Origin of the sequence: Shewanella sp. CG12_big_fil_rev_8_21_14_0_65_47_15 (genome assembly GCF_002783505.1) — a bacterium.
In the GTDB taxonomy this organism is placed as follows: Bacteria; Pseudomonadota; Gammaproteobacteria; order Enterobacterales; family Shewanellaceae; genus Shewanella.
The window spans coordinates 15,291-33,512 of record NZ_PFGL01000003.1; the positions used below are offsets into that span (position 1 = coordinate 15,291).

Consider the following 18,222-nt stretch of genomic DNA (forward strand, 5'->3'; position numbering starts at 1 on the left):
GTTAAAATCATAACATATTGATATTATTTAGTTATATCTAGTGTATCGCAAACCATTTATGGTTAGAGTATTAACTGAAACGTGATGAATATTAGCGGTTTTGGCATTCACTATCAGCAATGGGGTGTAATTAAGTCCGTAAAGTCGAGCATAATTTGGTAGACTAACCCACAGATTTCAATGTTAGCTCGTTTTAGGCTTCGGTGATTGAGCCCCAATAGAGCAAAGGGGTTGTCCATGGTTCATTCCACCCAAACACTTCAGGCCCACAGTGCTGATGGTGCTCACTATGCCTCATTATTGCAGCGGCAATTTGGTTTTACTGCATTTCGTAGTGGGCAAGTTGAAACCATTTCTCAGTTGTTGGCGGGCGACTCCAGTTTGGCAATTTTCCCGACAGGTTCAGGAAAATCCCTTTGTTATCAATTTACTGCCATGCAGTTACCCCAGCTCACATTAGTCATCTCTCCGCTACTGGCATTAATGAAAGATCAACTCGCGTTTTTACGGGCCAAGGGTATTGCCGCGGCGAGTATTGATTCGACCTTAAATGCCGAGCAGAGCAAACAGGTGATGATGGACGCGCGAGCTGGCCGCTTAAAAATTTTAATGGTGTCCGTTGAGCGCTTTAAAAATGAACGTTTTCGACAGTTTATCCAGTCGGTTGCCATTTCAATGTTAGTCGTCGACGAGGCGCACTGTATTTCAGAATGGGGGCATAATTTTCGGCCAGATTACCTAAAGTTGCCCGATTATCGTCGAGAATTAAATATCCCCTTAGTCTTGCTGTTAACTGCAACGGCCACGCGAAAAGTAAAATTAGATATGGCGATGCGGTTTGATATTGCGCCTGAGCATATAGTGCAAACGGGGTTTTACCGCGCCAATCTCGATTTGAATGTGCTGCCAGTCACCAGCCAAGATAAGGTCACACGGCTTCATCAGGAGATTAGTCGCTTTTCCGGTGCTGGGATTGTGTATGTCACCTTGCAATCCACCGCCGAAGCGGTGGCAAAGGCCCTGTGCAGCAAGGGAATAATCGCAAGTGCATACCATGCTGGGTTTGAGGATATGAAACGTCAACAGATCCAAAACGATTTTATGCAGGATCGCATTCAGGTAGTCGTTGCGACAATTGCCTTCGGCATGGGGATTGATAAAAGCAATATTCGCTTTGTTATCCACTATGACTTGCCTAAATCTATTGAGAATTACAGCCAAGAAATTGGCCGAGCGGGTCGTGATGGTTTACTTTCCCACTGTGTGACCTTGGCAAATCTTGATGGAATGAATACGGTGGAAAACTTTGTTTATGGTGATACACCTGAACGTGAGTCCATTGAATATTTGATTGAAAATATTAAGCAAGAACAGCATGCTGCACGCTGGGAACTGCAATTAAATACCTTATCTAATGCGAGCAATATTCGCCAGCTACCGCTTAAAACCCTGCTAGTTCAGCTCGAAATCTATGGTGTGATAAAACCCCTTTATGCCTACTACGCCGACGTCAGCTATCGCTTTATTGTTGAGCCATCGGAAATTTTGCAAAGGTTTAATCCTGATCGACAGGCGTTTTTATCACAAATATTCACCTACACACAAATGAAGCGGATCTGGGGCATATTAGATTTTAATGCGCTTTATGAGGCTACAGGTAGCGAGCGCGGTCGCGTTTTAGCGGCGCTAGAATACCTCGCGGATCAGCAACTGATTGAGCTTGAAACTAAGCGGATTACGGATGTGTATCAGGTTAATGAGATAGCCTTAGCAAATCCATCATTAGTGGATGAACTTTATGGGTATTTCGTTGAAAAGGAACATAAAGAAATTCAACGAATTGCTCAATTAGTACGCTTTTTCGAGTTAGAGACATGTCTAAGTTACAATTTATCGCGCTATTTTGACGATAATGCAGCACCTAAGTGCTGTGGTCATTGCAGTGTGTGTCGTGGGCAAATAGCGAAGTTGTCCTTTTCGGTGGCGCCCGTTTGGCCACAGGAAAGCCAGATCCTCGCAGATCTACAGAAGTTACAGCACCAAGTGCAAGCGAAAGACGAGGCTCCTGTGTCCCTTGATACCCAATGCCGCTTCCTTGCGGGGATGGTCGTTCCCCTGTTTAGTCGATTACAGCTCCGTAAACTCGAGGGCTTTGGTCGTTGTGAAAAATTAAGATATGCGGAGATAAAACAGAAAGTGTCGTCGCTGGTGACGCGCTAAGATAGCAAAGGATCGAACATGAATAAGGCTGTAAAAAAGATGCTCGCCAAGCATGAGCGATTAGTTCATTCGGAAGGCGTAACGGTACTGTCCCATACCCAGAGAGAGAAGGGTGAATGGATACAACATACCATCATGGTGGATGATTGTGATGTGCCCTTTAAGTTTCGACGGGTAAAAAAGTACAAGGATTTACAGGGGCAGAAGGTGAGCCTGGTGTATTATCCTGACACCGAAATGGTGGCGGGTTTCGAAATCGAAATTATGCAAGTGGTTAGAATTAAACGATTCTAAGTGATGCTCTTCGGATCGTTGCTGTTTAATGTAGTGACGATCCGAAGGGCATTTGAGCTAAACCTGAGCCGTAAGCAGCTTATTTAGCATACTGATATGTGGAATCAACTTTCCAGGTTCTAAAGCGTAATTCTGTGCCTGCTGGCAGGTAAAAAACCTTAGGTAACCGACTGTCGTAGCGCATTTTTAATTCACCAGGGATCCGCACAAAGGCTTCCTTCTTCGCCATTTCAAAGCATGCCATCATAGTGCTTGGCCCTTGGGAAACCTCATCGACTTGGTAGTAGTTGTATCCCCAACCTTTTACCGTCAATTCTTTTAGTTCGCCACTTAGCCCATGCTTGTTGCAGTCAACTAACTGAGTCTGACCAATTTGAATTTCAACGAGATAATCGTCCTCGTTCTCTAGGGTGGGCAAAGTTAAAATATGTTGAACCATTCCTTGCTTAGGTGCAGGGAACATTTTAGTGACTTCCTGTTCGACATAGTTCACTGAGTTGAAGCTAGAAACACTGATCATAGGCGCATTTAATCCTGTAGGGGGCGGTGGGCTCACGGCGGCAGCATTAAAAGACAATAGGGCAAAGGTCAAAGGCAAGACTGCAGCGGCCAATAAATGGGTCTGTTTCATATTTTCTCCTTGTCGATCCAATTATTCGACAATAGGTTGACCAATCCAACCCCTTGTCACGTTTCTATTCCTATAAACGGATGTGAATTTAAAAAGGGTTAATCTTTTTGTGCCAATCATAAAAATGACCAATAAAAATCAATATACTGATTTTATTCAGAAAATAAAAGCACTACAGACTGGAGTATTTATATAGTGGGCGTTTTATTAATCTTACTTTATGTAAGGCTGCACAGCTGTATCATTTGTTGTAGATAGTCGCCAGTAACCAGCCAAACACCCCTGCCAATACAGACCAACTTATCAGCCCCATAAAAACGCCACTTACAGATAACTGCCAACCCATTTGTGACCAGTTACCATGGATCATATGACCCGTCATGTCCATCATCAGTGAAGGCAGCAGCCATACCAACAGACTACAAATGAGCCAGAATATGGCAAAGGTGAGGGCGGTTGCTAAGCCAAATTTGGTTGCATTGATTTTCATAGATATCTCCTTAAATTATCTTAGACTCAGTATTAGTTTTCACTGTGATGGCTCGCTATTGAGACTTCTGCGCGTCGTGTTCCATCATTTGCTCCATCATCATCTGCATCATGCCCATATGCTGCTCCATCATGCCCATGCGCTTATCCATGTCCATATCAGGTATATTCTTTCCCGTCTCTTGTTGATTTTTCATGCCCGTTCCCGCTTGTTTCCCCATCATGCCGTCATTCATCATATGCATGCCTTTTTGCATGGCCTCCCAATGCTGTTGCATCAACTCCCGATGTTTTTCCGGGTTCTTCTCCTGTTTGATGTTGTTCATCAAAGACTGCATGGCCTGCATATGCTCATGCATTACCGTCATTTGATCTTGGCTCATCATCTCCATTGCCATATCGCCACCTTGCGAACGAGCCTGCGGCTGTTCAACGACCGCTAACACAACTGGTGATGCTAGTAGGGATGAGATGACGATTGCATTAATCAGTTTTTTCATGGTTTTTTCCTCAGTTTCATTCAGGTTTTTTTGCAGAACTGTCGAGTTTTATTTTTGGGATCCATGCTGGTGTTTGGTGCATATAGGCGCCATATTCATCACCAAATTCTGCCAATGCCAGTTGTTCTTCGTGCCTGGCCAGACGCACATACATCAGCACCAAGATGGGGAACAACACTAGGGTGGGTAGGGTTGGCCATTGAAGTAGGAAGCCAAACATGATCAGAATAAATGCGAGGTATTGCGGATGCCGGCAGCGGGCGTACCAACCTGTACTGGCTAGGGTTCGTGTTTGCTGCGCCTTATGCAATACACTCCAGGCGGAGGACAATAAAATGAAACCCATGACAATGAGCAGGTTGCTGACAATATGTAGTGGATCCCAATGGGGGTTGCCTTCGAAGCCAAGCAGGGTATGTAGCAGGTGACCGTTGTCATGGGAAAAGAAATCCACATCGGGATAGTGCTTGGTAAGCCAACCGGAGAGGAAATAGATACTCAATGGGAAGCCATACATCTCGGTAAAGAGTGCGACGATAAATGCCGAGAAGGCACCGAGGCCGCGCCAGTCCGATGTGGTCCTAGGTTTAACAAAGCTGAAGGCGAAGAAGATAAAGATGGCTGAATTCAAGATCACCAGTGACCACAAGCCATAGGCAGATTCATCGTGCATCATCATTCTCCCGGTTACTCTTAGGATCTAAGTGGCTCCCATCTTTATCTGCCCCATGGGGATCATCGTTAACCTGTCGGTCAAGGTGTTCATGCCTGTGCCCATGGTGCATGAAAACGTGCATCAAAGGACAGGCCAATAAAATCAGCAAGGGTAGGAACTCAAATAAATGCTGCCTATGCTCCATAAAGAGGAAGTAACTTACCGCAGCTATCATACCTATGGCGGCCCAACCCTGCGGTGTGGACCAAAATGAACACCGTTGTTTAGCCATGATCCACCTCTAAAGGTTAACTCGTTATCATCAGACACTATCTATCTCTTCTTTATTAGTCCCATGACGTCTTTAAAATCATCGTTCGGTCACTCGACATGCAATTCGCCACAGTACATTTGCATCTGGCAATGGAAGCGATAGACGCCCGCTGGTAATGCTGGTAATGCAATCAACTTGGCTTTATTCAAAGGCAGGGTCTCGCTGATCTCCAGTTCGGGAAACACCAAGGTTTCAGCGCAGGGCGAAGCGTCTTTACGGATAAACTGCAAACGGGTGGCTTGGTTGACGTGCATTTTAATCCTGGAGGGCTGGTAGATACCGTTTTCCACCAGAATTGTCATATTATCTTCTTCAAGCGCAGTTTCCTTGGGCCGGTACAGCCAGAACCACCAGATGATAAGTGCAATCAGCAATATGCCGGCGATATTCACTATTAACATAATGCTCTCCTCACGCTTAATGTTCCTGAGCTTTAAATAGGCGCAGGCGGTTGGCATTGGTCACCACGGTCAAGGATGAAAATGCCATCGCCGCGCCAGCGATCACTGGGCTCAGCAACAGGTCAAAAAATGGGTATAAGACTCCGGCTGCAAACGGTACTCCCGCCACGTTGTAGATAAAGGCGCCGAACAGGTTTTGTTTGATATTTCGAAGGGTGGCCTTGCTGATCGCAATCGCATCGGCCAGCCCATGCAGGGAGCCGCGCATCAGGGTGATATCGGCGCTTTCGATGGCCACATCTGTCCCCGTGCCTATTGCAAAGCCGACATTTGCCATCGCCAGCGCAGGCGCGTCATTGATGCCATCCCCAGTCATGCCCACAATCTCACCCTGCATTTGCAGTTGCTGCACTTTTTGGGATTTCTCCTGTGGTAACACTTCGGCAAAAAATTCAGTGATGCCGGACTTGGCAGCAACGGCTCTGGCGGTGTCGCGATTGTCACCAGTCAACATGACTACTCGGATGCCGTTTTTTTGCAACCGTTTAATCGCGGCGATGGAATCGTCTTTTATTGGGTCTGCCACGGCTATGATGGCCGCAAAGATGCCATCCACGGCGAAGTACATGGGTGTCTTGGCATCCAGAGCTAATTGCTGTGCCTTGTCGACTAGAGAGCCCAAGGTTATATTGCGATCATTCATCAGTTTTTCATTGCCAAAGAGTAACATTCGGCCGTCGACGCTGGCTTCAACCCCATGGCCAGCAATGGCATTGAATTGACTGACATTCAGAAGCTCGATGCCCCGTTCCTGCGCCGTATCGACAATCGCCTGTGCCAACGGGTGCTCCGAACCCGATTCGAGGCTGGCGGCCAGTTGTAATACCCGCGCTTCGCCAACAGCACCTGCGAGGACGATATCGGTAACCTTGGGTGCGCCCAGGGTGATAGTGCCAGTCTTATCCAAGATCATGGCAGTGATTTTCGATGCGGTTTGCAGCGCTTCGCCATTGCGGATCAACACGCCAGCCTCTGCCGCCTTGCCGATCCCAACCATGACGGACATGGGAGTGGCCAACCCCAGAGCACATGGGCAGGCGATGATGAGTACAGTCGTGGCCGATACCATGGCGAGGGCCACTGCGGGCTCGGGGCCAAGGTTCAACCAGATCAGGGCACTGACGATGGCGACTATCATCACCACAGGCACAAAGTACGCCGAGATCACATCCGCCAGCCGACCAATAGGCGGCTTGGAATTTTGTGCTCGTTTGACCATATTGATGATTTGCGCCAGCGCCGTGTCTTTGCCGACGCGGGTTGCCTTGAAGATGATGGAACCTGTCTTGTTGATGGTGCCGGCGGCCAGGATATCGCCTAGTTTCTTTTCTACAGGCATGGGCTCACCGGTTAACATGGATTCATCGACTGAGGTATGACCCTCAATAACGTCGCCATCGACCGGAATTTTCTCGCCGGGCCGGACCCGTACCTTGTCGTCGATAAGGACCTGTTCGATGGCGATATCCAGCTCCTTCTCACTGCGGATCACCCGCGCTGTCTTCGGCTGTAATCCTATCAGGCGTTTTATCGCTTCCGAAGTGCGGCCGCGGGCCTTGAGCTCCAGTGCTAGCCCCAGATCGACCAAGCCTATGATCATCGCCGTCGCCTCGAAATACACGTGGCGTGTCATTTCAGGCAGTAGATGGGGGACAAATACTACCAGCATGGAATAGACCCAAGCCGTGCCCGTTCCTAGGGCTATCAGGGTATCCATATTGGCGCTATGGTGCTGTAAGGATTTCCAGGCACCGATATAGAAATGCTTGCCCGAAAACGTCATTACGCCCAAGGTGAGTAGGCCAACAAGGAGCCAGGTAATGCGTTCCGTAATGGTGTTAACCGTCATCTCCCCTATCATCAGGCTATAGATCATCAGCGGCACCCCCAAGGACAGGGCCAAGGTCACCTCCCGCATCAGCCGCTGGTAGTAGGCGAGATCCGCCTTCTCCTTCTCATCCAGCGCATCGCCTCCTAGCTCACTTCCACTCTCGCCCCCTGTTTCAATCTGAGCGGCTGTGGCCTGGTAGCCAGCCTGTTCAACGGCCTTCACTAGGCTTGCCACGGGTGCGGTTCCTGTGACTTGGACAGTGCGCTGGGCAAAATTCATTTCAGCACTCGTTACTCCAGGCACCTGCTGCAGCGCGGTTTCGATCTTGTCAATGCAACTGGCACAACCAGCCCCTTGGATAACTAACTCTAAGGAGGGTGTTGTGTTGAATAGGCTCTGCTGGTGTTTGCCATGCCTAGGTGAAGCTGAGTCTTGTGTTTCTAGTTTCATCACTGAGACTCCTCAAAGTGTTAGTTGCCAGCTATTTACATCTCTTGTTTAAGCATGGCTCAGTATCATTAATGGTGCCCAGTTTCTTGGTCACCTCGGGCGGTCAAGATCTGGTATTGCTGCGGTGACAACTCCGATAGGCGGTCGATAAAGGCCACCATGTTCCAGATGCGTTCATCATCGTGTCCAGCCCCCCATGTAGGCATACCCGAGGCTTTGACTCCGTGTTTGATGACCCAGAAGTACCGTCTGGCTCTGGTATCCGCACCGGATTCTGAGATTTTACGCTTTGCAACTCATGCTTGGCATCAGGCTCGATCTCAGCCTGGGCTTGCAATGGCGTGACAAACCAAGACAAGGCGACTGCAATACTAAAAGCTAGCACAGTTTTAGTGCGGGTAATTTTTCTCATGACACTATTTTCACGAAACTACCACCTCGCGAAACATGTCCGCATCCATATGAAACAACAGGTGGCAATGCCAAACCCAACGGCTCAGATCATGGGGTGAGTCATCATGGTATCGTTTTGCAAAATGACACGAATGCGCTGGTTATGTGGCATATGTACTGGTGCGCTGGTGTACTGGGGCCGAATTCGAGGCCATCGAATGACCAAGTGTAGCGCTCCATATTGCCTGTCAGGCGCAGTTCTAATTCCAGCATCGGTGACTGTTGATCTGTTAGTATGCCTTCACGGGAACGTAGATCAGTCAGTGTCAGCACCCTTCGATCATTATTTCTCAGTCCTATACCGGGATCGTCCAAGTTGGTGCGCGGCATATCGACGCGCATGTCCACTGAAGGGCCGTATTCGGTGCTGGCGTGTTGTACCTTTTGTGATGGCTGATCGGCTTCAGGTTGCTGATCTCATCCTAGATTTGCCCCGGCGTCGTGTGTTGCGGGGAGGGGAGAAAATTGCGCTCAGTCATAAGGAGTTTTGTTTGCTTGAGCTGTTAGTTCGTCACCATAGCGAGGTATTGCCACGCTCACGGATCGCGTCCCAAGTGTGGGATATGAATTTTGATTCTGACACTAATGTTATAGATGTGGCGATCAGACGCTTGCGTGCCAAGGTTGACGAAGGTTTTGAACCGAAATTGATCCATACGGTTCGGGGGATGGGCTACAAGCTGGATGTGGAAGCAGAAAATGTATAGCTTTCATACTTATCCAATATTACTCACCACGCGAGTTATGGCCTTTGTTGCTTTGGCAATAAGCCTGTTACTGATAAGCTACTTAGTGCAAAATGCCATCGAACATCACTTTGCCGAGCAGGATGCGGAAGAATTACAGGTGATCACGCACGCGATCGAGCGGGTGTTACTTGCTGCCGAGCCGGAACCTAAGTATTTGCCCTAGTCGCCTCCCACGCCGTTTCTGGTCACCATGGCGTGTATTTTCAGGTACAGGATGGGGATGGCATATTGCTCTATCGTACCCCGGATGCCAATTTGGGGGAGGCGATGATCACATTACAACCTGTTTGGAAAATCACCCCTGCCTCATTGCAAGTCTGGCAGTTCGCTGGCAAGAGTTACCGTGGAGTGGTGACGCTGGCTGCCATAGGTCAAGGCCAATACCACATCACTACCGCCATTGACATGGATTTTCACCGCTCTTTCTGGAGGACTTCAAGAAAAGCCCCTGGCCCATCATGTCACTTGCTGGTTTGTTGGCCCTGTTATCGGCCTAGTTTGGTGTGCACTAAGGCTATGCACCCCTTCGCAGGGGTGCTGACAGCCTAGCCGATATTGCCCATGAATTGCGCACCCCGCTCACAAACCTTATCACCCAAACACAGGTGGGACTGGGTCGGATTAGGAGTCAAGATGAATACCGTGAGCTTCTCTACTTTAATTTAGAAGAACAGGAACGGCTCGCTAAGATGGTAGGGGATATGCTTTGGTTAGCCAAGAGCGATCATGATCAGATCAAACTGATCACCTTGAAGTTGGATCTCGCGGAAGAAATCAAGGCATTGTTCGATTTTTTTGGGGCATTGGCAGATGAAAAACAAATCAGTCTAAACTTGGCGGGCCTAGACATTCAAGTTGTGGCCAACCGAGCTTTGTTGCGACGCGCCCTGACAATCTTCTGTCCAACGCCATCCGCCATACTCAGGCCAACAAACCGGTGTGTGTCAATATCTCTAAGGGGAGTGCAGGCGAAGAGCTGGATAAGGAAGCTTAATAACAAGACGGCGTATCTGCCTCTTCAACGGTTTCATGAATTGACATACCCATTGATGTTTTGTTTTTTTAATTATGAGAGAATGATTTTGATACAACATCATTTGAAATGGTACACCCGAGTGGACTCGAACCACCGACCCCTACCATGTCAAGGTAGTGCTCTAACCAACTGAGCTACGGGTGCACTGTTTACTTTTTAATAAGAAATCAAATTTTATACTCTTTGAAGAGAGTGGTACACCCGAGTGGACTCGAACCACCGGCCCCTACCATGTCAAGGTAGTGCTCTAACCAACTGAGCTACGGGTGCATTGTCTATTTATTGGTGGTCTGAACCACCGACCCTTATCGTCTGTCATCAAATGAGTAGGTAGTGCTACTCTTTTTATCCAACTGAGCTACGGGTGCATTGTATTACATGTATCAAAAGCATTGCGCTTTGGAACGAGCGCTATATTAGGGGGATAGCTAATCACTGGCAAGCAAAAAAACGAATTTTATTGCCAAATGGTGAATTGCTGTGCAACTTGTCCAGAGTTTCAACAAAGCCGCTGATAAAACCGCAATTTATTATTCGCCTTACTTCAGATAATCTCCAGAGAATGCATCGAAATCAAACCGATAAACCAAACGGCGGGAGGGTAGACCCACCGTTTACTTTACTAATGATGGATGTTATCACCTCCGATAAGACTTAAATGTACGCCATGTTTTTGGATATAGTGTAAGCGAATAAAAAACAGCAACGCCGCCGAGGTGAGGCCGGCGATAAGCCCAGTCCAAAATCCGTGGGCGCCCATAGCTGGCACAATATAATCCGTATAAGCCAAGGTATAGCCTAACGTCATACCAATGCCCCAGTAGGAAAACAGCGTGATATAAAAAGCGCTGCGGGTATCTTTGTAGCCACGAAGGGCACCCGCTGCAACCACTTGTACTGAGTCAGATAGTTGGTAGAGTGCCTCCATTAACATCAAACTTCCGGCTAAAACAACAACTTCGGGATCACTGTTATAGAGTTCGGCAATTTGGAATCTAAATAGTACAGTCAAAATGGCAGTGGATAGGGCGAGGGACAGTGCTAGCCATAGACCGACTTTTGCGACAATGGCAGAAATATCAGCCCGATCTCGACCTAAGTAGTACCCAATCCGAATCGATACCGCGATACCGATTGATAACGGCAGCATAAAGACGATAGCGGAAAAGTTCAGTGCAATCTGATGACTCGCCACCACAGTTGCGCCCAACGGCGCGAGTAATAGTGCAATGATGGCGAATAAACTCACTTCAAAAAACAACGCCATAGCGATCGGCATGCCGAGTCTAGTCATTCTCTTCATCGTTTTAAAATCGGGGCGATGAAATTGGCTAAAGGGCGCCAAGGCAGCAAATTTCCTATGTAGCTGCATATATAAGGTCATGGCGATCAGCATGGCCCAGAAAACAAGGGCAGTTGCGACACCACAACCTGCGCCCCCCATAGCGGGGACACCAAAGTGACCATAGATAAAAATATAGTTAGCGGGGATATTGACCGCTAAACCGACAAAACCTATGACCATAGTCGGCAATGTATAGGAAATTCCCTCACTGCAGCCACGTAACACTTGATACAGGACAAATGCGGGGGCTCCCCATAAAATACCGTCGATATAACCAATGGTTAAGCGGTACAATTCGGGTTCTAAATTCATATGGCCGAGCACAAAAGGCGCTAAGGCAAGAAATGCCATCACGCCAATTCCACCGATAAGTGCCAGATAGGCGGCTTGGAATGCTAAGGGTTGGATCGCTTTTTGGTTATTAGCTCCGTTATAGTGGGCAAATAAAGGCGTGAAGGCCATAAGCAAACCCTGAACAAACAGGATGGCGGGCAGCCACAGGCTAGTGCCAACTGCAACGGCGGCCATATCGACGGCACTGACACGGCCCGCCATGACGGTATCGATAAAGCCCATCATGGTCTGCGTGACCTGAGCGATGAGCACAGGGAGTGCAAGTTGGATAAGACGTTTGGCCTGGAAGCCTGAATGATTCATAAATACAGCCTTTAACGAATGAGCGAGAACAAATGTTTACAGGTATAGTTCAAGCCACCTGCGAGGTGGTTGCAATACATAAGAAAGATGGCCTAAATACCCTTGAGGTAGCGTTTAAACCTGATTTGCATGAGGGACTTGCGATTGGAGCAAGTGTGGCAAATAACGGGGTATGTCTTACCGTGACTCCGGTGGTTGATGATAGGGTATTTTTCGATGTAGTGGAAGAGACGTTACGGTTAACCAATCTTGCCGATTTAGCCGTAGGCCACAGGGTTAATATTGAACGTTCGTTAACCTTCGGCAGTGAAATCGGCGGCCATATTTTGTCTGGCCATATCCATACCAAGGCTAAAGTCATCCATATCAGCCATACAGAACAGCATTATGATCTGACACTAGGGATTGAGCCTAAATGGATGGATTACATCTTTTATAAAGGTTTTGTCGGGGTCAACGGCTGTAGTCTAACCGTTGGTAAGGTCAGTGATTCAAGTTTTATGCTGCACTTAATTCCAGAAACGCTCAAGTTAACAAACTTAAGTCAGTGCCAAGTCGGCGATGAGCTCAATATTGAGATCGATAGCCAAACACAAGTGATCGTTGATACCGTTGAGCGCATACTCGCCAGACGCTTCAAGGAACAAGCGCAAAAGAATGGCTGATATTGCCTATCAGTCAATAAATTTGCTCATCATCTGAGTCAACATACAATTCAACGGTCCGCCGAGCATCATCCACATGTAGACGCAAGTGGATAGGATTACAGCAAATACGGCAATCATCGTAATAATCTTGATCGCCACTGCTGGCATCGATGCTGATATGTTGATGATGCCCGCAGTGGGGACAGGCGATAACCTTATTCATGATCCTCATAGTGTTACTCCTTCAATGGGATGAAAGAATATATGACCCTAAGCCCCTATGGGCTAAATGACTCCTCCTATAGGGCTTACTAAGTATAGTTGCGATATGGTATAGCTGCGAAAGCGTAAACCAAGTGAACGGGTGCATCGCTCATAGGGAGCAAACGCTACTCTTTTACTGTAATTAGCCCCTCTATTTCATCACTGTGTAAAACGCCATCGCGGGCATGTTGAACGATTGAAAGGGTCAATTGCTGCATTTGCTGCTCAAGCTCAGCTTGGATATCAACAATCAGCATTTGGGTATCAATATGAGCATCTATGGTTTCTGGGATTTGAGTTTCAAGCGATATGGCCGATGATTGGGTTAACGCGACCGCAAATAGAATACAGTTCAACATATCAACTTCCTTTCGATGTTTTTGAGTGCTGCACAATCAACTGGCGCTAGAATAGGGATGTTTGATGACTGGCAAGTTACCAACACACTGCAAAATCATGAATTTGCATTTATTGCGCAATACCACGCAATTTGGCCAATTCACTTGCACCCCTTGGCGCCAATCCCGTAGAATGAACGCCCTGCTACGCAAGGCGGCTAAGACTCCTGTACTGTCTTAACCTAGCGAGCATTTCTCTTACATTAACTAAAACCAAGTGGCCCTACGTGTGGGTCACCACTGGAAAGGATATTTCATGCCTGTAATTACACTTCCCGATGGTAGCAAACGCGAGTTTGCCCATGCTGTTTCGACCCTCGATGTTGCCGCCGATATTGGCCCTGGTTTAGCGAAAGCTTGTATCGCTGGCCGCGTTAATGGCGAATTAAAAGATGCTTGCGATCCCATCGAAACCGATGCAGAGCTATCAATCATTACCGCCAAAGACGAAGAAGGTGTTGAAATTCTTCGCCATTCTTGCGCGCATTTATTAGGCCACGCGATTAAGCAACTGTGGCCAGAAACCAAGATGGCGATTGGTCCAGTTATCGATAACGGCTTCTACTATGATATCGACCTTGAGCACAAACTGACTCAAGATGACATCGAAGCCTTAGAAAAGCGCATGCTTCAATTAGCAAAAACCAACTATGACGTTGTAAAACGTGTCGTTAGCTGGCAAGAAGCCCGTGATACCTTCGCGGCGCGCGGTGAAGATTATAAGATTGCCATTCTGGATGAAAACATCAGCAAAGACGCAACGCCTGCGTTATATCATCACGAAGAATACACAGACATGTGTCGTGGACCGCACGTACCTAACATGCGTTTCTGCCAACATTTCAAATTAATGAGCATTGCCGGCGCTTATTGGCGTGGCAACTCTGAAAACAAGATGTTGCAACGTATCTATGGTACCGCTTGGGCCGACAAAAAAGCCCTGAGCACACACTTAACCCGTCTTGAAGAAGCGGCTAAGCGTGACCACCGTAAAATCGGTAAACAGCTCGACTTGTATCACATGCAAGAAGAAGCACCGGGTATGGTGTTCTGGCATAACGACGGTTGGAGCATCTTCCTCGAATTAGAAAGATTCATTCGCCGTAAGCTAAACCAATACACTTACCAAGAAGTCAAAGGCCCGTTAATGATGGACCGCGTGTTGTGGGAACGTTCTGGTCACTGGGATAAATACGCAGAAGCCATGTTCACGACCAGCAGCGAAAACCGCGAATATGCCATCAAGCCGATGAACTGCCCAGGCCACGTACAGATCTTCAACCAAGGGTTGAAATCTTACCGCGACCTGCCATTACGTATGGCGGAGTTTGGTTGCTGTCACCGTAATGAACCTTCAGGTTCGCTCCACGGTTTGATGCGCGTACGTGGTTTTACCCAAGACGACGCCCATATTTTCTGTACTGAAGATCAAGTGCAAGCGGAAGTCAGCTCTTGTATCCAGATGGTTTACGATACTTACGCCACCTTCGGCTTTGAAAACATCGTGGTAAAACTGTCGACTCGCCCAGAAAAACGTATCGGCGACGATGCGATGTGGGACAGAGCAGAAGATGCACTCAAGCAAGCTCTACGCTCAAATAACATTGAATTCACTATTTTACCCGGTGAAGGCGCCTTCTACGGACCGAAAATCGAATTTACTTTACACGATTGTTTGGACCGTGCGTGGCAATGTGGTACTGTGCAGCTCGATTATGCGTTGCCAAACCGTTTAGGTGCGACGTATGTCGCCGAAGATAACAGCCGTCAAACTCCCGTGATGATTCATCGTGCTATTTTAGGCTCTTTGGAACGATTCTTGGGTATCTTGATAGAAGAATATGCAGGTCGTTTCCCAACTTGGTTGGCCCCAATGCAAGTTGTCGTGATGAATATCACCGACAAACAGGCTGATTATGTTGAAGAAGTCGTCAAATTCTTCAAAGAACAAGGTATTCGAGCGTCTTTTGACTTGAGGAATGAGAAAATAGGCTTTAAAATACGCGAGCACACCTTAAGGCGTGTTCCTTATTTGTTGGTCGTTGGCGATCAGGAAATGGAAAATAAGGAAGTAGCGGTGCGTACCCGTGATGGTATTGATTTAGGTAAGATGCGAATCGAAGATTTCGCCGCTAAAGTCCATCAACAAATTTCGCTCCGTAGTCTCAAATTGTTGGAGGAATAGGTCATAAAGATCAAAAAAACAGCAGGGCGTCAGCCGGCCCCTAATAGAATCAATGAAGAAATCACAGGCGTACCAGAAGTACGTTTAACAGGCATTGATGGTGAAGCTATTGGTGTGGTAAGCATCAGAGATGCTCAGAATTTGGCAGATGAAGCGGGTGTAGACCTAGTTGAAATTAGTCCAAACGCTGAACCTCCAGTATGTCGCATTATGGACTACGGTAAGTTCCTTTTTGATAAGGCTAAGTCAGCCAAGGAACAAAAGAAGAAGCAAAAGCAGGTTCAGGTTAAGGAAATTAAATTCCGTCCTGGAACTGACGAAAACGACTATCAGGTAAAACTACGCAACCTGATACGTTTTCTGGAAGACGGGGACAAAGCGAAGATTACGCTGCGTTTCCGAGGTCGCGAAATGGCCCACCAAAATCTTGGTATGGATCTTCTGAACCGTATTAAGACTGATTTGGATGAGTATGCGGTTGTTGAATCTTTCCCGAAAATGGAAGGTCGACAAGCCATCATGGTGCTAGCGCCTAAAAAGAAATAAGTAGGGCAACCCGAAAGTAGCAAAGGTCTATGGCCTTTGCTCGCCTTGCTTTTTATTTAACATCCCAATGCGGAGTTTTAGTAATGCCTAAAATGAAAACCGACAGAGGTGTAGCGAAACGTTTTAAGAAAACCGCCAATGGTTTCAAGCGTAAGCAAGCACATTTACGTCACATTTTGACCAAGAAGAGCACTAAGCGTAAGCGTCACTTACGTGCCAAATGTTTAGTTGCTAAGTGTGATGTTCCAGCAATCGCGCGTCAATTACCTTACGCTTAATTTAGGAGATTAGAAAATGCCAAGAGTTAAGCGTGGTGTAACCGCTCGTGCTCGTCACAAGAAAGTTTTAAAATTAGCTAAAGGTTATTATGGCGCTCGTAGCCGTACTTACCGCGTTGCTGTGCAAGCAGTAACTAAAGCTGGTCAATATGCTTACCGTGACCGTCGTCAGAAAAAACGTCAATTCCGTCAACTGTGGATTGCACGTATCAATGCTGCGGCTCGTCAAAATGGTCTGTCTTACAGCCGTTTCATCAACGGTCTGAAAAAGGCGTCTATCGAAATCGATCGTAAGATTTTGGCTGACATCGCTGTATTCGATAAAGTTGTATTCGCAACTTTAGTTGAAAAAGCAAAAGAAGCGTTAAACTAAGAAATTAGTTTGTCGCTGTAGAGAAGGGACCATTTGGTCCCTTTTTTTGTGCCCCATTTTGGTGTTTCAATCACTTGTTAATCATAACGTTTTAAGAGGCTGGAGAGTAGGATGCAGGTCGGCATCATCGAGTGTTCTTAGTGATAAATGCCAGCTAAAAAAATAGCAGGCTAAGCCTGCTATTCGTTGAAACACTTACTCTGTTACTTTTTAGCGTCTAAGTAACGCTCTGCATCGAGTGCGGCCATACAGCCAGTGCCCGCAGAAGTAATGGCTTGACGATAATGTTGGTCCATCACATCACCACAGGCATAAACACCTTCGATACTGGTTTGAGTCGCATTACCCTGCAGACCACTTTGTACCTTTAAGTAGCCGTGATTCATTTCTAATTGGCCTTCAAAAATACCGGTATTAGGGCTGTGACCAATGGCGACGAACACACCCGCAACCGCAAGATCTGTGATTGAGCCATCTTTAGTGCTCTTCATCTTTAGACCCGTCACTCCCATAGCATCACCAACCACTTCATCCATGGTTTGATCTAAGTGGAGGATAATATTGCCGTTGGCGACTTTATCCATCAGGCGATCGATAAGAATTTTTTCCGAGCGGAAGGTGTCGCGGCGGTGAATTAAGTGCACTTCAGCGGCAATATTACTTAAGTACAGTGCTTCTTCGACAGCCGTATTGCCGCCACCGATCACGGCGACTTTTTGGTTACGATAGAAGAAACCATCACAGGTCGCACAGGCCGATACGCCGCGGCCCTTGAATGCTTCTTCAGACGCTAATCCTAAGTAACGGGCAGAAGCGCCTGTCGCGATGATCAGCGCATCACAGGTGTACTCACCGTTGTCACCTTTTAAACGGAAGGGGCGTTCGGTTAAGGTGACTTCGTTAATGTGATCGAACAAGATTTCAGTATCAAACTTTTCAGCATGCTTTTGCATACGTTCCATCAATGCCGGACCCGTCAAATCATCCGCATCACCTGGCCAGTTTTCAACTTCAGTCGTCGTGGTTAATTGGCCACCTTGCTGCATACCTGTGATCATCACAGGCTTTAAATTAGCGCGCGCCGCATAAACGGCTGCGGTATATCCTGCTGGGCCTGAACCCAAAATCAATAAGTTACAGTGTCTGACTTGGCTCATTTTTATCTCCGTGCCTTTAGCAAATTGCATGGATTGTAGGGAATTTACCTGTAGGGGTAAAGCGCTGTTTGGTGATTCTTTTAGATTAAGCTAATCGAGTCAGCGCGCTTTAGTATTCAGAGTGTCAGTTTAACTTTACTGCGGTGAAATAAACGGCTTAGGGGCATGACAAGCAAAGCACAAGACAAGTTTGGAAACGGGTGATTATCGATTCGCATGCTTGATTTTTAGTTCTGGCAAATGAATCGGCCTCAACAGAGTCGAGGCCG

21 protein-coding genes, 2 tRNA genes and 4 pseudogenes are annotated in these 18,222 nt (G+C 47.2%); 12 read left to right on the plus strand and 15 right to left on the minus strand.

What is annotated here, in order from left to right; translation table 11 throughout:
• Nucleotides 1-237 precede the first annotated feature (237 nt).
• Both COW15_RS01765 and COW15_RS01770 read left to right on the plus strand, forming a co-directional pair.
• Nucleotides 238-2,220, plus strand: a complete 1,983-nt coding sequence (locus tag COW15_RS01765; protein ID WP_293629201.1) for a RecQ family ATP-dependent DNA helicase — start codon at nucleotides 238-240, stop codon at nucleotides 2,218-2,220.
• A gap of 18 nt (nucleotides 2,221-2,238) precedes the next feature.
• On the plus strand, nucleotides 2,239-2,514 hold the full coding sequence (locus tag COW15_RS01770; RefSeq protein WP_198780017.1) for a hypothetical protein: 276 nt from the start codon (nucleotides 2,239-2,241) through the stop codon (nucleotides 2,512-2,514).
• Nucleotides 2,515-2,593: 79 nt separating this feature from the next.
• Here COW15_RS01770 and eco read toward each other — a convergent pair whose 3' ends face one another.
• The 9 genes and pseudogenes from eco to COW15_RS01815 form a co-directional block, all read right to left on the minus strand.
• Nucleotides 2,594-3,145 (minus strand): serine protease inhibitor ecotin, encoded by a 552-nt coding sequence (gene eco, locus COW15_RS01775; RefSeq protein ID WP_293629204.1) that lies wholly within the window; start codon nucleotides 3,143-3,145, stop codon nucleotides 2,594-2,596.
• Nucleotides 3,146-3,386: 241 nt separating this feature from the next.
• On the minus strand, nucleotides 3,387-3,635 hold the full coding sequence (locus COW15_RS01780; RefSeq protein WP_293629205.1) for a DUF5676 family membrane protein: 249 nt from the start codon (nucleotides 3,633-3,635) through the stop codon (nucleotides 3,387-3,389).
• 55 nt (nucleotides 3,636-3,690) lie between these two features.
• A complete protein-coding gene (locus tag COW15_RS01785; protein ID WP_293629206.1) occupies nucleotides 3,691-4,134 on the minus strand; it encodes a hypothetical protein in 444 nt (147 codons plus the stop codon).
• A gap of 16 nt (nucleotides 4,135-4,150) precedes the next feature.
• A complete protein-coding gene (locus COW15_RS01790; protein WP_293629207.1) occupies nucleotides 4,151-4,807 on the minus strand; it encodes an isoprenylcysteine carboxylmethyltransferase family protein in 657 nt (218 codons plus the stop codon).
• Nucleotides 4,797-5,081, minus strand: coding sequence for a DUF2933 domain-containing protein (locus tag COW15_RS01795; protein ID WP_293629208.1), 285 nt, complete (start codon nucleotides 5,079-5,081; stop codon nucleotides 4,797-4,799). The genes COW15_RS01790 and COW15_RS01795 overlap by 11 nt, the downstream gene beginning before the upstream one ends.
• Nucleotides 5,082-5,170: 89 nt before the next feature.
• A complete protein-coding gene (locus COW15_RS01800; RefSeq protein WP_293629209.1) occupies nucleotides 5,171-5,524 on the minus strand; it encodes a cupredoxin domain-containing protein in 354 nt (117 codons plus the stop codon).
• A 16-nt stretch (nucleotides 5,525-5,540) separates the two neighbouring features.
• Nucleotides 5,541-7,865 (minus strand): heavy metal translocating P-type ATPase, encoded by a 2,325-nt coding sequence (locus COW15_RS01805; RefSeq protein ID WP_293629210.1) that lies wholly within the window; start codon nucleotides 7,863-7,865, stop codon nucleotides 5,541-5,543.
• 68 nt (nucleotides 7,866-7,933) lie between these two features.
• Nucleotides 7,934-8,146: a cytochrome c gene (locus COW15_RS01810; RefSeq protein ID WP_293629336.1), complete on the minus strand. Its 213-nt coding sequence runs from the start codon at nucleotides 8,144-8,146 to the stop codon at nucleotides 7,934-7,936.
• A 141-nt stretch (nucleotides 8,147-8,287) separates the two neighbouring features.
• Nucleotides 8,288-8,708: pseudogene (locus COW15_RS01815) on the minus strand (multicopper oxidase domain-containing protein); the annotation flags it as partial.
• A 5-nt stretch (nucleotides 8,709-8,713) separates the two neighbouring features.
• Between COW15_RS01815 and COW15_RS01820 the strand changes: the two are divergent.
• From COW15_RS01820 to COW15_RS20735, 4 genes and pseudogenes are all read left to right on the plus strand, one after another.
• Nucleotides 8,714-9,025 (plus strand): annotated as a pseudogene (locus COW15_RS01820) (winged helix-turn-helix domain-containing protein); the annotation flags it as partial.
• Nucleotides 9,018-9,230, plus strand: a complete 213-nt coding sequence (locus COW15_RS01825; protein ID WP_293629211.1) for a hypothetical protein — start codon at nucleotides 9,018-9,020, stop codon at nucleotides 9,228-9,230. The pseudogene COW15_RS01820 and the gene COW15_RS01825, both read left to right, overlap by 8 nt.
• 17 nt (nucleotides 9,231-9,247) lie before the next feature.
• Nucleotides 9,248-9,616 (plus strand): annotated as a pseudogene (locus COW15_RS01830) (hypothetical protein); the annotation flags it as partial.
• 56 nt (nucleotides 9,617-9,672) lie between these two features.
• Nucleotides 9,673-9,735, plus strand: a pseudogene (locus COW15_RS20735) (hypothetical protein); the annotation flags it as partial.
• Between the two features lie 435 nt (nucleotides 9,736-10,170).
• On the opposite strand, the gene COW15_RS01835 reads toward COW15_RS20735, so the two are convergent.
• The 3 genes from COW15_RS01835 to COW15_RS01845 form a co-directional block, all read right to left on the minus strand.
• Nucleotides 10,171-10,247: transfer RNA gene (locus COW15_RS01835), tRNA-Val, on the minus strand.
• A 49-nt stretch (nucleotides 10,248-10,296) separates the two neighbouring features.
• Nucleotides 10,297-10,373 (minus strand) — tRNA-Val (locus COW15_RS01840).
• Between the two features lie 352 nt (nucleotides 10,374-10,725).
• Nucleotides 10,726-12,105, minus strand: coding sequence for an MATE family efflux transporter (locus tag COW15_RS01845; protein WP_293629215.1), 1,380 nt, complete (start codon nucleotides 12,103-12,105; stop codon nucleotides 10,726-10,728).
• A 32-nt stretch (nucleotides 12,106-12,137) separates the two neighbouring features.
• Between COW15_RS01845 and COW15_RS01850 the strand changes: the two genes are divergently transcribed.
• Complete coding sequence (locus COW15_RS01850) at nucleotides 12,138-12,770, plus strand: riboflavin synthase subunit alpha (protein WP_293629216.1); 633 nt, start codon at nucleotides 12,138-12,140, stop codon at nucleotides 12,768-12,770.
• A 13-nt stretch (nucleotides 12,771-12,783) separates the two neighbouring features.
• Here COW15_RS01850 and COW15_RS01855 read toward each other — a convergent pair whose 3' ends face one another.
• Both COW15_RS01855 and COW15_RS01860 read right to left on the minus strand, forming a co-directional pair.
• Nucleotides 12,784-12,984, minus strand: coding sequence for a CPXCG motif-containing cysteine-rich protein (locus tag COW15_RS01855; RefSeq protein ID WP_198779986.1), 201 nt, complete (start codon nucleotides 12,982-12,984; stop codon nucleotides 12,784-12,786).
• A 157-nt stretch (nucleotides 12,985-13,141) separates the two neighbouring features.
• Nucleotides 13,142-13,375 (minus strand): hypothetical protein, encoded by a 234-nt coding sequence (locus COW15_RS01860; protein ID WP_293629219.1) that lies wholly within the window; start codon nucleotides 13,373-13,375, stop codon nucleotides 13,142-13,144.
• Between the two features lie 64 nt (nucleotides 13,376-13,439).
• Between COW15_RS01860 and COW15_RS01865 the strand changes: the two genes are divergently transcribed.
• The 5 genes from COW15_RS01865 (at nucleotide 13,440) to rplT (ending at nucleotide 16,796) form a co-directional block, all read left to right on the plus strand.
• Nucleotides 13,440-13,595: a hypothetical protein gene (locus COW15_RS01865; RefSeq protein WP_293629220.1), complete on the plus strand. Its 156-nt coding sequence runs from the start codon at nucleotides 13,440-13,442 to the stop codon at nucleotides 13,593-13,595.
• 75 nt (nucleotides 13,596-13,670) lie between these two features.
• Nucleotides 13,671-15,599 (plus strand): threonine--tRNA ligase, encoded by a 1,929-nt coding sequence (gene thrS, locus COW15_RS01870; protein WP_293629221.1) that lies wholly within the window; start codon nucleotides 13,671-13,673, stop codon nucleotides 15,597-15,599.
• A 3-nt stretch (nucleotides 15,600-15,602) separates the two neighbouring features.
• A complete protein-coding gene (gene infC / locus COW15_RS01875) occupies nucleotides 15,603-16,145 on the plus strand; it encodes a translation initiation factor IF-3 (protein ID WP_253988118.1) in 543 nt (180 codons plus the stop codon).
• Between the two features lie 83 nt (nucleotides 16,146-16,228).
• Entirely contained in the window at nucleotides 16,229-16,423 is a 195-nt protein-coding gene (rpmI, locus tag COW15_RS01880) for a 50S ribosomal protein L35 (RefSeq protein ID WP_007647659.1), read from the plus strand.
• Between the two features lie 16 nt (nucleotides 16,424-16,439).
• A complete protein-coding gene (rplT, locus tag COW15_RS01885) occupies nucleotides 16,440-16,796 on the plus strand; it encodes a 50S ribosomal protein L20 (protein ID WP_006081652.1) in 357 nt (118 codons plus the stop codon).
• 203 nt (nucleotides 16,797-16,999) lie between these two features.
• Here the strand turns inward: rplT and trxB are convergent, their stop codons facing one another.
• Nucleotides 17,000-17,953: a thioredoxin-disulfide reductase gene (trxB, locus tag COW15_RS01890; protein ID WP_293629299.1), complete on the minus strand. Its 954-nt coding sequence runs from the start codon at nucleotides 17,951-17,953 to the stop codon at nucleotides 17,000-17,002.
• Between the last annotated feature and the right edge of the window lie 269 nt (nucleotides 17,954-18,222).